This window comes from Streptomyces sp. PTL18 (assembly GCF_059510295.1).
Map to the genome: position 1 here is coordinate 180,310 of NZ_JCAJZO010000010.1, position 12,448 is coordinate 192,757.

The following is a 12,448-nucleotide window of genomic DNA, read 5'->3' on the forward strand; positions in this document are numbered from 1 at the left end:
GGCCGCCGTGTCCGGCGGACGGATGGTCATGCTCCCGGTAGGGCCCTCATCCACGAGGCGGCCTCGGACGCCTTCGCGGACGCCGTCCCGGTCTTGCTGCCGTGAGCCGTCCAGCCGCCGCTGTCTTCCGGGCACCCGGGCCTGCCCCTCTCGGGGGAGTGAGCGCTTGCACGGGTCGCCGCGGGCGCCGGCGGGGGTGCCGAGGCCGTCGCCCCCTCGGCCAGGGCATCGGGCGACCGCCCGTAGCGAGGCGGTCGCGCCCTCACGGCGGACCCGCCCTCGCCGCGGGCGTCCTGCGCCCCGGCTCCTCGGCACGAGGAGGTCGGCGGCGATCCGGCCGAGCCGTTCCGGCCGGCGGGGGATCCGGCGTGTCGAGCTGTCGGCCGACGGCCGTCACCACCCCCGGTCGATGCTCGGGCCGCCGTCCGGCCGGGCCGGGGCGACCGGCCGTCGGGGGCGCGGCAGCGGTACCTCCTCCAGGACCAGCCGGCTCACCCGTCCCGGACGGTCCTGTGCGAGCAGATGGGCCACGACCCCGGCCAGCCGGTGCCCGATGAGCTCCACCACGCCGAGGCCCAGCGCGTCCGGGACGCGGAGCACATCGGCTCGCATCGGCTCGCATCGGCTCGAGCGAGTACTCACCCGGCCAGACGCTTCGGCCGTGGCCGCGCAGACCGAGGGCGTACCCACGCCGGCTGCGGGTGAAGTGCGGCGCCACGGAGTCCCAGGTGGAGGCGTCCTCGCCCAGCGCGTGCAGCAGGACGAGCGGCGGGGCACGGGGCGGGCCCGGGATCCGGCAGGCCGGCCGGACACCTCCGGCACCGACCCAGTGGTTGGTCAACCACGCCTGAGGGCACGCGGCACATCACCCCGCGGATGCACCCCTGGGCAGCGGGTCGGATCCTGGTGGGAGGGTGCCGACACGCGAAGGAGGCGTCATGTCGGTGATGGACAAGCTGAGGCAGATGCTCAAGGGTCACGGCGAACGCGTCGGCGAGGGCCACGACAAGGCGGGACAGCCCGCCGGCGAGCAGACCCGGGGCACGCAGCCCGGTCAGGTCGACAAGGGCCCGGACGCACTCAGGGAACAGATGCGGTCCCGGCCGGAGCAGGACAACCCGCCGCATCCGTAGCGGTACGGCGACTGACGCGGTGTCACCGGCCGACCCGCTCGGCGCGCGTCCGACGTGACGCTCTACCGTGACCCACGTGACTGCCTTTACCGAAGAAGACGTCCCCGGCCGCTACGGCCCCTCCGCCACCAAGGAGGCCGACCCCCGCGGGGTGGGCCGGGTGCGGACCGAGTACTCCCCCGCGCACGACGGTGACCCGGACCCGGGCGAGATCGTGTGGACGTGGGTGCCGTTCGAGGAGAACGACGGGCGCGGAAAGGACCGCCCGGTGCTCGTGGTCGCCCGTGAGGCGGCCGGCACGCTGCTGGCCGTGCAGTTGTCCAGCAAGCGGCACGACGGCGACCGGGAGTGGGTGCCGATCGGCAGCGGGCCCTGGGACCGCTCGGGACGCGAGTCGTGGGTGGACGTGGACCGTGTCCTTCGGGTGCACGAGGCCGGCATGCGGCGCGAGGCGTGTGCGCTGGACCGGATGAGGTTCAACCTCGTGGTGCACCGGCTGCGGGAACGCTACGGCTGGAACTGAGCCCCGGGGTCACGCGGCGCCCACCGGTGCGGCAAAGGCACGTTCGAACGCAGCGCGTGTTCTCGCCCCCGGTTCAGGACGGCCACCGGGTCACCCGATCGGCCGACGACGCACCGGGCCGCTTCCGCGCAGTGGGCTCCCGCCGCGATCTCCTCCGCCTGCCGCGGGATCCCGCACAGGCGCGCGCTCACGGCGCCACCCCCGTGGGCGCCGTGAGCGCGCCGCGCGCACGCTCCCCGGGCGTGGCGCCGATCTCCCCCGTCGTGCTCATGAACGCATGGTGAGCGATGCTGGTCTCACGCCGCAACAGAGTTTCGCGGCCGCGGAAACAACGTTTCACGACGCGCACGACAAGAGACAAGCAGTCCGGAAAGCCCCGCTGTGCACCCTTGTGCGAATCCACCGGAGCGTCTTGGGTGGGACGAGCGATGCCGGTCCGGCCTCCTGGGTCTGGATCGGCGACATGGTGGAACCTCAGGAGGATCCCGACATGTCCGATTCGGTGAGTGACTGTGCGGAGCACCGCTCCGCCGTCACCGAAGCCGACGTGGAGGCACTGGTCCGCGGTATCTGCTTCAAGACCGGACCGCCCCGCTCGCTCGGTGTCGAAGTGGAATGGCTCGTCCATGAGCCGCGCACGCCGTGGCTCCCCGTACCGCCTGAACGTCTCGACGCGGTCTATGCCGCACTGCGGACCCTGCCCCTGCGTTCGGCTCTCACGGTCGAACCGGGCGGCCAGCTGGAGCTCAGCTCCGCTCCGGCCGCCTCCCTGATGGAGTGCGTCGGGTCCGTCTCCGCCGACCTCGACGCGGTGAGGGCCGTGCTGGGCGAGGCCGGCCTCGCCCTGAGCGGCCACGGGCACGACCCGTGGCGCCCGCCCCGCCGCTACCTCCGCGAGCCGCGCTACGACGCCATGGAGCGCTGCCTGGACCGTGCGGGGCCCGAGGGACGGTCCATGATGTGCTCCTCCGCCTCGGTGCAGGTGTGTCTGGACGCCGGCCACGAGGAGCCCGGCCCCCTGGGGCTGGGACGGCGGTGGTGGCTGGCGCACCAGCTGGGCGCGGTCCTGGTCGCCGCGTTCGCGCACTCCCCGCTGGCCGGGGGCCGGCCCACGGGCTGGCGCTCGACGCGGCAGTCCCTGTGGACGGCCATGGACCCGGGCCGCTCCGGCGCGCCCCCGCTCCACCAGGACCCGCGCATCGCCTGGACCCGGCACGTGCTGGACGCGCCGGTGATGTGCGTCCGCGACGGCGGCGGTCCCTGGCGGGTGCCGCGGGGCCTGAGTTTCCGGGCCTGGACCCGGTCCGCCGATCCGCCTGACCGGGGTGACCTCGACTACCACCTCACGACCCTGTTCCCCCCGGTCAGACCCCGCGGCCACCTGGAGCTGCGCATGATCGACGCGCAGCCGGGTGACGACGGCTGGATCGTGCCGCTCGCCGTGACGGCCGCGCTCTTCGACGACCCGGAAGCCGCAGAGACCGCGTACCGGGCGGTCAAACCCCTGGCCGAGCGGGCAGGCCCGCTGCCGCCGCCGTGCAATCCGCTGTGGATCGCCGCGGCCCGTGACGGTCTGGCCGACCCCGACCTGCACGAGGCCGCCGTCGCCTGCTTCGCGGCCGCCGCCGGGGCGCTGCCGAGGCTCGGTGCCACCGCCGACGTGCTGGGTGCCGTCGCCGAGTTCACCGACCGGTACGTGGCCCGGGGCCGCTGCCCCGCCGACGACCTGCTGCTCCGCTTCCACGGGAAGGACACCCCCGCCGGCGGGGACGACACCCGGTTCCACGGGAAGGACATCCGCACATGACCGACGAACGGTCCCCGATCGACCCCGAGATACTCCGGGAGCGCGCGCTGGGCGCCCTCACCACGGCCCGCGACCGCACCGCGCTCCTGACCACCTGCGTCGACGAACCCGAGTTGACGGCCCAGCACTCCCCGCTGATGTCCCCGCTGGTGTGGGACCTCGCGCACATCGGCAACCAGGAGGAGCTCTGGTTGCTGCGCGCGGTCGCCGGCCGGGAGGCGATGCGGCCCGAGATCGACGGGCTGTACGACGCCTTCGAGCACCCGCGCGCCGAGCGGCCCTCGCTGCCGCTGCTCCCGCCCGAGGAGGCCCGCCGCTACGCCGCCGAGGTGCGCGGGCGGGCCCTGGACGTGCTGGAGCGCACGCCGCTGACGGGCCGGCGCCTGACCGAGGCGGGATTCGCCTTCGGCATGATCGCCCAGCACGAGCAGCAGCACGACGAGACCATGCTGATCACGCATCAGCTCCGCAAGGGCCCGCAGGCGCTCACCGCCCCCGATCCGGAGCCGGTGGCGCCGTACGACGGCCCGGCCGAGGTCTTCGTGCCCGGCGGCCCGTTCATCATGGGCACATCGACCGAGCCGTGGGCGCTGGACAACGAACGGCCCGCGCACCAGCGCCAGGTGCCGCCGTTCTACATCGACGCCGTCCCGGTGACGAACAGCGCCTACACGGCCTTCATCGAGGACGGCGGCTACGGCGACGAGCGCTGGTGGACGCCTGAGGGCTGGGCCCATATCCGCACGCACGGCATCGAGGCCCCGCTGTTCTGGCGCCGCGAGGGCGGCCAGTGGCTGCGGCGGCGCTTCGGCGTCACCGAGGTCGTACCGCCCGACGAGCCGGTGCTGCACGTGTGCTGGTACGAGGCGGACGCGTACGCGCGCTGGGTGGGGCGCCGGCTGCCCACCGAGACCGAGTGGGAGAAGGCGGCCCGTCACGACCCGGCCACGGGCCGCTCCCGGCGCTACCCGTGGGGCGACGCCGACCCGGCACCCGAGCACGCCAACCTCGGGCAGCGGCACCTGCGTCCGGCACCGGTCGGCAGCCATCCGGCGGGCGTCTCCCCGCTCGGCGTGCGGCAGTTGATCGGCGACGTGTGGGAGTGGACGTCGAGCGACTTCCTGCCGTACCCGGGGTTCACCGCGTTCCCGTACAAGGAGTACTCGGAGGTGTTCTTCGGTCCGGAGTACAAGGTGCTGCGCGGTGGTTCGTTCGCCGTGGACCCGGTGGCCTGCCGGGGCACGTTCCGCAACTGGGACTATCCGATCCGGCGGCAGATCTTCTCGGGTTTCCGCACCGCCAGGGACGTCTGATGTGCCGTCACCTCGCCTACCTGGGCCCCGAGGAGCCGCTCGGCCGGCTCCTGAAGGAGCCGTCGCACAGCCTGTACCGGCAGTCGTGGGAGCCGCGACGGCAGCGGTACGGCACGGTCAACGCCGACGGTTTCGGCGTCGGCTGGTACGCCGAGGGCGATCCGGTGCCCGCACGGTACCGGCGGATGGAGCCCATCTGGAGCGACCCGTCCTTCGCCGATCTGGCACGGGTCGTGCGCTCCGGTGCGCTGCTGGCGGCGGTACGGGACGCGACCGAGGGGTGTGCCGCCGGAGAGGCTTCGGCGGCACCGTTCGCGGCGGGCCGGTGGCTGTTCAGCCACAACGGGGCGGTGCCCGGATGGCCCCGCTCCGTCGCCGACCTGGCCCGGTCCCTGCCGCCGACCGAACTGCTGTCGCTGGAGGCCCGCACCGACTCGGCCCTCGTCTGGGCGCTCGTGCTGAACCGGCTGCGCACCGGCGACGACGGCGGGCAGGCCTTGGCCGACACCGTGCTGGAGGTCGCCGCGGCGGCCCCCGACTCCCGGCTCAACCTGCTGCTCACCAACGGCTCGACGATCGCGGCGACCGCATGGGGCGACACCCTGTGGTACCTCGCCGAGCCGGGCGGCAGCCGCATCGTCGTGGCCTCCGAGCCCTACGACGACGACCCGCGCTGGCGGGAGGTGCCCGACCGCACGCTGCTCACGGCCGACACCGCCGACATCCTGCTGACACCGCTGAAGGACCCGCGCGACGACATGGCGTCCTCCCCCGCTCTCGGCTCCGCTCGAGTGGGGGCACCCCCATCATCCGAGGAGCCCCGCACGTGAGCCCGTTCCATCTGACCCGCACCCTTCCCGAGGACGCCACGGACGCCGCGCTGCGCACGGACGTCCTGACCGGCCTCACCCGCACCCCCAAGACCCTGCCCCCCAAGTGGTTCTACGACGCCCATGGCAGCGATCTGTTCGAAAAGATCACCGAGTTGCCGGAGTACTACCCGACACGCGCCGAACGGGAGGTCCTCATCGCCCGCTCCGGGGAGATCGCGGCGGCGGCCGGCGCGCGCACACTGGTGGAACTGGGCTCCGGCTCGTCCGAGAAGACACGGCACCTGCTGGACGCGATGAGCGGGCTGCGCGCCTACGTCCCCGTCGACGTCAGCGCGAGCGCACTCACCCGGGCGGGGCAGGCCCTGGTCGCCGAGCGGCCCGGTCTCGACGTCCACGCGCTGATCGCCGACTTCACCGCCGGCCTGACGCTGCCGGACACCCCCGGGCCTCGCCTCGTCGCGTTCCTCGGCGGCACGATCGGCAACCTGCTGCCCGCCGAGCGGGCGGCGTTCCTCACGGGCGTCAGGGCACTGATGGCGCCCGGGGACGCGCTGCTGCTCGGGACGGACCTGGTGAAGGAGCCCTCGGTGCTGGTGGCGGCGTACGACGACGCGGCCGGGGTGACGGCCGCGTTCAACAAGAACGTGCTGACCGTCGTCAACCGGGAGCTGGGCGCGGACTTCGACCCGGACGCCTTCGACCATGTGGCGCTGTGGGACGCGGAGAACGAGTGGATCGAGATGAGGCTGCGGGCGCGCACCCCGCAGACCGTGAAGGTCCCCGCGCTGGACCTGGCGGTCGACTTCGCCGAGGGCGAGGAGCTGCGTACGGAGGTGTCGGCGAAGTTCCGCGAGAGCGGGGTACGCCGTGAGTTGGCGAGCGCCGGACTGGACCTGACGCACTGGTGGACGGACCGGGAGGGGAGGTTCGCGCTGTCGCTGAGCGCGGTGCGCCCGGCCGGCTGAGCCGGCGCGTCCGACACACCGCAAAGACCCGCGAAGGAGAGGAGCATCCGCATGACCGACCACGTCTACCGGGTCACCGAGATCGTCGGCAGCTCGCCCGAGGGCATCGACCAGGCCGTCCGCAACGGGATCGAACGCGCCTCGCAGACGCTGCGCCACCTGGACTGGTTCGAGGTCACGCAGGTCAGGGGACGGATCGAGAACGGGCGGATCGAGCACTACCAGGTCGGCCTGAAGGTGGGCTTCCGGCTCGAGGACGGCGAGTAGCGGAGCACGGGATCCGAGGACCCCGTGCGGGGCGGGCCCGTCAGGTCCGCCCTTCCCGTTCCTGAGCGTCCTTCAGGGCGTCGGACGGCGACGCCCAGCGGGCGCGGACGACGGTGAAGCCCGCTCGTTCGACGTCCTGGCAGACCAGTTCGTCGTCGTCGACGACAACACGGACCTGTCGGCCGCGGGCCAGTTCGCGCAGCAGCTCCAGCTTGGTGACGCGGGCGGGCCTGCGGTCGCCGTTCGACCGCATGTACAGGCGTCCCTCGGGCAGCCCGTGTGCGGCGAGCCAGTCGAGGGTGTCCCGGCGGCAGCGCGCGGGCCGCCCGGTCAGGTAGACGAGTTCGCACTCCTCGGCGTTCCTCAGCGCGAGCGCGATCCCCTCGGCCAGCGGCGGATCCTGCGGCGCGGCCGCGAAGAAGGCGTCCCAGTTCCGCGGTCTCGTCCGGAGGAAGCGCTGCCGGTGCGCGGTGTCGGCGAGGGTGTTGTCCAGGTCGAAGACGGCGAGGGGCCTGCTGTCGTGGGTCACGGCCCCACTCCAGGCGGGGTTGCCCCGGGTCGGCCCCGCGGTGGTGCGGGGGCCGGCGGCCACACGCCGGGGGCGAGGACGCCCTCGACGTAGGCGCGCGCGACCAGGGCCGCCTTGCCGGTCACACCCCAGCGGCGGGAGAGCTGCTTGAAGTGGTAGTTGACGCCGTCCACGGTCAGTCCCACGGCGGAGGCGATCCGGCCGGTCGTGGAACCGGCAGCCGCCAGCGCGAGGATACGGGTCTCGATCCGGTCCGCCTGGACCGGCGGGCCGCCGGGGTCCTCCGCGGGGGCGGGGTCGTCGTCGCGGGTGCGGAGCATCAGCAGCAGGTCCGGGGCTTCGGTGGACACCTCGCCGACCAGGTCGACGGTCATCTCGCCGCGGCGCTCCACGCCGGCCGTGGTGGTCCAGCCGACCGCGACGGTGTAACGGGACCTGCGGTGCAGTCGGAGGGCCTCGGTGACCGCGCGCAGCTCGTCCCTGGTCTCCGGGTGGAACAGGTCGAGGACGCTGCGCCCGCGCAGGGGACCGGCGAGTGTGCCCCACTCCCCCGCCATGGCCGCGTTGACCCGCAGGATCGTGCCGTCGGTCGTGCAGTACGCGGTGGGCAGGGGCAGCCGGTCGAACAGGCCCAGCGCGCGGTTGCGCCAGAAGACCGCCGCGCGGCTGTCCGGCGCCGGGGATCTGGTGGGCGGCAGGGGTATCCGCTGCGGGCGGAAATCCATGCCCCTCCTCCTTCCGTCGGCAACGCGGGCGTTCACTCCCCAGTGAAGGGCCAGCGGACGCACCGGTGCCACTCGTCACGCGGAAGAGTGAGAACATCCGCCGGCCCAGGCAACCGCCCCACCACGGATCTTCGTCTTCCCGGGCGTGCACGACTCACCGACTTCAGCACTCCGTCACGCCAGATTCTCGTACAGCAGTGGTATATGACCCAACCATGACCAAACTTCACGTTGCGGACCGTTCAGAGGTACCGCAGGGTCAGAGGGTGAGCGCACTCTCGCCCGCCCCCGTCTCCACGCGCGCCGGGGGCGGTGCCCGTCGCTTCCACCTTCCTTTCGACAACAGACTTCTGCCCGGCGCCGCGTCCGCCCTCGCGCTGTTCGCCGCGATCCGCATGGCCGGTGTCGTCGCGATCGCCGTGGCGAACCACCTCGCCGGTCACCGGATGCTGAAGGGGCTGGCCCACTCCTGGGACTCCGCCTGGTACCTGCACATCGCACAGCACGGCTACGGCACCTACGTCCACATCCTCCACAACGGTGCCGTCCAGCGGGACTGGGCCTTCTTCCCGCTGTACCCGGGGCTCATCCGCGCCGTGTACACCGTCCTGCCCATCACTCCGGGCGCCGCCGCCCTGCTGGTCGCCTGGAGCGCCGCGGGAGTGGCCGCGTACGGCATCTACGCGATCGGCCACCGCCTGTACGGACGGGCGGTCGCCACCGTCCTCGTCGGGGTGTGGGCCTCGATGCCGCACTCCGTCGTCCTCGACATCGCCTACACCGAGTCCCTGCTGACCGCGCTCGCCGCGTGGGCGCTGTACGCGATGCTGACGGGCCGCTGGCTGTGGGCCGGGGCGCTGGCCGCCCTGGCGGGCCTGTCCCGGCCCACCGGGTTCGCCGTGGCCGCCGCGGTCCTCGCCATCGCCCTGTACGAGATCGTCGGGCGGCGCGGCCGCGTCCCGCTCCGGCTGTGGTTGGGCGCCGCGATCGCGCCCCTCGGCTGGGTGGGTTTCGTGCTGTGGGTGGGCGCCCATATGGGTGATCTGCTCGGCGGCTACTTCACCGTGCAGCGTGCCTGGGACTCCCGCTTCGACTTCGGTGCGGGCTCGCTGCACTTCCTCAAGGGACTGCTGGAGCACGGCGGGCGGGTCGTCTACCCGCTGGCGCTGGTGATCGTCGCGGCGGCCATCCTGCTGTTCTGCCTGCTGTGCGTCGACCGGGTGCCGCCGGCACTGATCGTCTACGCCGGGATACTGCTGCTGATCACGGTCGGCGGCTCGGGTCCGTACGCGTCGAAGCCACGTTTCCTGCTGCCCGCGTTCCCGCTGCTGATCCCGCTCGCCCGGGGGCTCGTACGGACCTGGCGGGTGCGCCCGAAGCAGGCCTGCCTGCTGGGCATCGCGCTCACCCTGATGTCGGTGGCCTATGGGACGTACCTGATGACGGCCAGCCGCACGCCGCTGTGAGACAGAGCGGTCAGGGCTTGACGGCGACCGCGCCCCACTGCGGGACGGTGACCGGGGAGTCGCAGTCCGAGCCGGGCCGCCGGCGGGCGCACGAGACGAGGCCGGGGGCGAGGATGTCCAAGCCGTCGAAGAACGAGGTGACTTGGGCGCGGGTACGGGCCGTTATGGGCGGTGTCGCGTTCTCGTTCCAGAACCGCATCGCCTCGACGTTGCCCTGCCCGCCGAGGTCGGTGTCGGTGGTGGGGTGGGTCAGGACGAGCCAACTGCCGGACGGCACCGCGGACATGAGGGTGCGCACGATGTCCCGTGCCCGGTCGGTGTCGAGGACGAAGTTGAGGACGCCGAGCATCATGACGGCGACGGGGCGGGTGAGGTCGAGGGTGGCCGCGGCGCGGCGGACGACGGAGTCCGGGTCGCGCACGTCGGCGTCGACGTAGTCGGTGGCTCCCTCGGGGGTGCTGGCCAGCAGTGCGCGGGCGTGGACCAGCACGACGGGATCGTTGTCGACGTACACGATCCGGGACTCGGGCGCGATGCGCTGGGCGATCTCGTGGGTGTTGTCCAGCGTCGGCAGTCCGGTTCCGATGTCCAGGAACTGCCGCGCCCCGCGCTCCTCGGCCAGGAACCGGACCGCCCGCCGCAGGAAGGCACGGTCCGCGCGGGCCACGTCGCGGATCACGGGGAACATCGACGCGACCTGGTCGCCGACCTTCCGGTCGATCTCGTAGTTGTCGCGGCCGCCGATCCAGTGGTTCCACACCCGCGCGTTGTGGGCCACCCGTGCGTCCACCCGCGCCGGCCCGCCCGACTGGCTCCGGTGCTCGCTCACGTCCGTCTCCCCTCGGCTTGGGCGACGGCCCGCCGCCGGCGGCCATTGTGCCGTCGCCGCGGTGCCTCGAGGGAGGTTTCGCCCCTGTCTGGCCCGGGCCAGGACGGGTACCCGCAGGGTGTCACGACTCTTTGGGAGATGACTCGGATGCGCTTCCTCGGACTGCTCCTCCTCGCGGCGACCGCCGCTTTCACCGGGCTCGTGATCGCCGACAATCTGGGCGGCGGCCCGCACTACACCGTGTCGATGCTCGGCCAGAACATCGCCACCATGAACGCCCTCGCCATCTTCTGCGCCGGTCTCGCCCTGGCGCTGATCTTCGCGCTGGGCCTGGCCACCGCGGCGAGTGCGGCCACGCACCGGCCCCGGGGCCCGCGCCGGGCCCGCCGGACCACCGTGGCCGACGATCTGCCGGGACCCGACACCCGGGCCTGACCAGGGGCCGGCCTCAGCGATCGGGCCGGGCGGTGCTGATCTCCGCCGGAGCCGAACGCGGGTCCTCGGCCGCGGCGAGGTCGCCCAGGCTGACGATGCCGACCGGGCAGCCGCCCTTCTCGACGACGGGGAGCCTGCGCACGGCGTGGCGGCGCATCAGGGCGACCGCGTGGCCGGTGGTGTCGTCGGGCGCGACCGTCACGACGGGGGGACGGCTGCACACCGAGCCCGCGGTCGTGGTCTCGGGGTCGCCGTTCTCGGCGATCATGCGGACCACGATGTCTCGGTCCGTGAGCACGCCGAACAGATCGCTGTCGTACGTCACCAGCACGTCGCCCACGTTCTCGTCGCGCATGAGGCGGGCCGCCCGCGCCACGGAGGTCATCGGCTCGACGGCGACCGTGCCACGGGACATCACGTCACGTACCTGCCTGGTCATGGGAACCCTCCTGGTTCGTCGTGTCGGGGTACGGCTCCCGGCCGGCCTCCCCGGGCTCGGACCCGGCGTGCCAGCCGCTCCAGCGGTGGACGGTGACCAGGACCACCGGTCCGTCCGGCGGGCCGTCCCCGTACTGGGGGTACTTCCGCGCCAGCAGGGCGACGGCGGCCTCGTACTCGCCGCGGTCGTCCGCGGGCGTGTCCGGCGGCACGACCCGGGCGCCTCCGTCGGCCCGTACCCACCACAGCCGCTCCCAGTCCTCGTCGTACGCGTCCACCAGCAGGCAGACGGCCGGCTGGACGGCGATGTTGTGCAGCCGCTTCAGCCGCGAGGAGCTCTTCGGCTTGCGGTCCACGGCCATGACGATCCCGCCGTCGTCGCGCACGGCGAACACCACCGGTACGAGGTGGGGGCGCCCCTCGGGGTCCACCGTCGCCAGCCGCGCCACCCTGGCGTCGGTGAACCGCCGCCGTGCCTGCTCCGCCTCGATCCGCGGCACTCCCGCTCCTCCTCAGGGTCGTGTGACACCGCCGCGGTACGGCTTCGGCACGTCGGCGGGTCACTCCTTCCGGCGCTGGCGGGTACCCGGCGTCCGGCGCTCTCACACGGTCGGCCCTCGGATGCCGCCGTGCGGGAGGCCGGGGACACTGGAGGCGCGGCCCGCACCCCGGCCTGCCGACCGACCAGGCAAGGAGGCCGTCGTGGAATTCGACGTGATCGTGGAGATCCCGCAGGGATCGCGCAACAAGTACGAGATGGACCACGCACAGCACCGCATCCGTCTGGACCGGATGCTGTTCACCTCCACCCAGTACCCGGCCGACTACGGCTACATCGACGACACCCTCGGACGGGACGGCGACCCGCTCGACGCGCTCGTCCTCGTCGGCGAACCCACGTTCCCCGGCTGCACGATCGAGTGCCGCGCCGTCGGCATGTTCGTCATGAAGGACGAGAAGGGCCCCGACGACAAGATCCTTTGCGTCCCGGCGCACGACCCGCGCTACGCGGGCGTCCAGGACATCGGCGATGTTCCCTCCTTCGACCGGCTGGAGATCACCCACTTCTTCGAGGTGTACAAGGATCTGGAGCCCGGCAAGTCGGTGGAGGGCTCCCACTGGGAGGGGCGGGAGGAGGCGTACGCGGAGATCGAGGCCTCCCGGCGCCGCGCCTCGGAGGGCTGA

The 12,448-nt window shown here is 73.0% G+C and carries 16 protein-coding genes; 10 read left to right on the forward strand and 6 right to left on the reverse strand.

Annotated elements, in window-relative coordinates; genetic code table 11:
• Positions 1-393: 393 nt before the first annotated feature.
• Positions 394-612, reverse strand: coding sequence for a hypothetical protein (locus AC5WS8_RS21135; RefSeq protein WP_496105002.1), 219 nt, complete (start codon positions 610-612; stop codon positions 394-396).
• Between the two features lie 326 nt (positions 613-938).
• On the opposite strand from AC5WS8_RS21135, the gene AC5WS8_RS21140 reads away from it, so the two are divergent.
• The 7 genes from AC5WS8_RS21140 to AC5WS8_RS21170 all read left to right on the forward strand — a co-directional run bounded on the left by AC5WS8_RS21140 (position 939) and on the right by AC5WS8_RS21170 (position 6,841).
• Entirely contained in the window at positions 939-1,133 is a 195-nt protein-coding gene (locus AC5WS8_RS21140; RefSeq protein WP_496105003.1) for an antitoxin, read from the forward strand.
• Between the two features lie 76 nt (positions 1,134-1,209).
• Positions 1,210-1,656, forward strand: a complete 447-nt coding sequence (locus tag AC5WS8_RS21145) for a type II toxin-antitoxin system PemK/MazF family toxin (RefSeq protein WP_496105004.1) — start codon at positions 1,210-1,212, stop codon at positions 1,654-1,656.
• A gap of 490 nt (positions 1,657-2,146) precedes the next feature.
• Positions 2,147-3,463: an ergothioneine biosynthesis glutamate--cysteine ligase EgtA gene (egtA, locus tag AC5WS8_RS21150; protein WP_496105005.1), complete on the forward strand. Its 1,317-nt coding sequence runs from the start codon at positions 2,147-2,149 to the stop codon at positions 3,461-3,463.
• Positions 3,460-4,776: an ergothioneine biosynthesis protein EgtB gene (egtB, locus tag AC5WS8_RS21155; RefSeq protein WP_496105006.1), complete on the forward strand. Its 1,317-nt coding sequence runs from the start codon at positions 3,460-3,462 to the stop codon at positions 4,774-4,776. The genes egtA and egtB overlap by 4 nt, the downstream gene beginning before the upstream one ends.
• A complete protein-coding gene (gene egtC / locus AC5WS8_RS21160) occupies positions 4,776-5,606 on the forward strand; it encodes an ergothioneine biosynthesis protein EgtC (RefSeq protein ID WP_496105007.1) in 831 nt (276 codons plus the stop codon). Before egtB ends, egtC begins: the two co-directional genes overlap by 1 nt.
• Positions 5,603-6,574 (forward strand): L-histidine N(alpha)-methyltransferase, encoded by a 972-nt coding sequence (gene egtD, locus AC5WS8_RS21165; protein WP_496105008.1) that lies wholly within the window; start codon positions 5,603-5,605, stop codon positions 6,572-6,574. Before egtC ends, egtD begins: the two co-directional genes overlap by 4 nt.
• A 51-nt stretch (positions 6,575-6,625) precedes the next feature.
• A complete protein-coding gene (locus AC5WS8_RS21170; RefSeq protein ID WP_496105009.1) occupies positions 6,626-6,841 on the forward strand; it encodes a dodecin in 216 nt (71 codons plus the stop codon).
• A 40-nt stretch (positions 6,842-6,881) separates the two neighbouring features.
• Here the strand turns inward: AC5WS8_RS21170 and AC5WS8_RS21175 are convergent, their stop codons facing one another.
• Positions 6,882-7,370, reverse strand: coding sequence for a phosphatase domain-containing protein (locus tag AC5WS8_RS21175; protein WP_496105010.1), 489 nt, complete (start codon positions 7,368-7,370; stop codon positions 6,882-6,884).
• Complete coding sequence (locus AC5WS8_RS21180; protein WP_496105011.1) at positions 7,367-8,095, reverse strand: helix-turn-helix transcriptional regulator; 729 nt, start codon at positions 8,093-8,095, stop codon at positions 7,367-7,369. Before AC5WS8_RS21180 ends, AC5WS8_RS21175 begins: the two co-directional genes overlap by 4 nt.
• Before the next feature lie 266 nt (positions 8,096-8,361).
• Between AC5WS8_RS21180 and AC5WS8_RS21185 the strand changes: the two genes are divergently transcribed.
• A complete protein-coding gene (locus AC5WS8_RS21185; protein ID WP_496105012.1) occupies positions 8,362-9,561 on the forward strand; it encodes a putative hexosyltransferase in 1,200 nt (399 codons plus the stop codon).
• A 10-nt stretch (positions 9,562-9,571) separates the two neighbouring features.
• On the opposite strand, the gene AC5WS8_RS21190 is transcribed toward AC5WS8_RS21185, so the two are convergent.
• Positions 9,572-10,390 carry an SAM-dependent methyltransferase gene (locus tag AC5WS8_RS21190; protein ID WP_496105013.1) on the reverse strand — a complete coding sequence of 273 codons (819 nt, stop codon included), beginning with the start codon at positions 10,388-10,390 and terminating at the stop codon, positions 9,572-9,574.
• 138 nt (positions 10,391-10,528) lie between these two features.
• Between AC5WS8_RS21190 and AC5WS8_RS21195 the strand changes: the two genes are divergently transcribed.
• Positions 10,529-10,825, forward strand: coding sequence for a hypothetical protein (locus AC5WS8_RS21195; RefSeq protein WP_496105014.1), 297 nt, complete (start codon positions 10,529-10,531; stop codon positions 10,823-10,825).
• 13 nt (positions 10,826-10,838) lie between these two features.
• Here the strand turns inward: AC5WS8_RS21195 and AC5WS8_RS21200 are convergent, their stop codons facing one another.
• Both AC5WS8_RS21200 and AC5WS8_RS21205 read right to left on the reverse strand, forming a co-directional pair.
• The gene (locus AC5WS8_RS21200) at positions 10,839-11,264 is read right to left on the reverse strand and encodes a CBS domain-containing protein (protein WP_496105015.1); all 426 of its coding nucleotides are present in this window, start codon (positions 11,262-11,264) and stop codon (positions 10,839-10,841) included.
• The gene (locus AC5WS8_RS21205; RefSeq protein WP_496105016.1) at positions 11,245-11,763 is read right to left on the reverse strand and encodes a TIGR03668 family PPOX class F420-dependent oxidoreductase; all 519 of its coding nucleotides are present in this window, start codon (positions 11,761-11,763) and stop codon (positions 11,245-11,247) included. The genes AC5WS8_RS21200 and AC5WS8_RS21205 overlap by 20 nt, the downstream gene beginning before the upstream one ends.
• A 202-nt stretch (positions 11,764-11,965) precedes the next feature.
• Here AC5WS8_RS21205 and AC5WS8_RS21210 point away from each other — a divergent pair, with 202 nt between their 5' ends.
• On the forward strand, positions 11,966-12,448 hold the full coding sequence (locus tag AC5WS8_RS21210; protein ID WP_496105017.1) for an inorganic diphosphatase: 483 nt from the start codon (positions 11,966-11,968) through the stop codon (positions 12,446-12,448).

What these genes read in the sequence shown, in the direction of transcription:
- AC5WS8_RS21135 (WP_496105002.1), bottom strand. Translation starts at nt 612, where the DNA reads ATGCGAGCCGATGTGCTCCGCGTCCCGGACGCGCTGGGCCTCGGCGTG.
- AC5WS8_RS21140 (WP_496105003.1), top strand. Translation starts at nt 939, where the DNA reads ATGTCGGTGATGGACAAGCTGAGGCAGATGCTCAAGGGTCACGGCGAA.
- egtA (WP_496105005.1), top strand. Translation starts at nt 2,147, where the DNA reads ATGTCCGATTCGGTGAGTGACTGTGCGGAGCACCGCTCCGCCGTCACC.
- egtB (WP_496105006.1), top strand. Translation starts at nt 3,460, where the DNA reads ATGACCGACGAACGGTCCCCGATCGACCCCGAGATACTCCGGGAGCGC.
- egtC (WP_496105007.1), top strand. Translation starts at nt 4,776, where the DNA reads ATGTGCCGTCACCTCGCCTACCTGGGCCCCGAGGAGCCGCTCGGCCGG.
- AC5WS8_RS21170 (WP_496105009.1), top strand. Translation starts at nt 6,626, where the DNA reads ATGACCGACCACGTCTACCGGGTCACCGAGATCGTCGGCAGCTCGCCC.
- AC5WS8_RS21180 (WP_496105011.1), bottom strand. Translation starts at nt 8,095, where the DNA reads ATGGATTTCCGCCCGCAGCGGATACCCCTGCCGCCCACCAGATCCCCG.
- AC5WS8_RS21195 (WP_496105014.1), top strand. Translation starts at nt 10,529, where the DNA reads ATGACTCGGATGCGCTTCCTCGGACTGCTCCTCCTCGCGGCGACCGCC.
- AC5WS8_RS21200 (WP_496105015.1), bottom strand. Translation starts at nt 11,264, where the DNA reads ATGACCAGGCAGGTACGTGACGTGATGTCCCGTGGCACGGTCGCCGTC.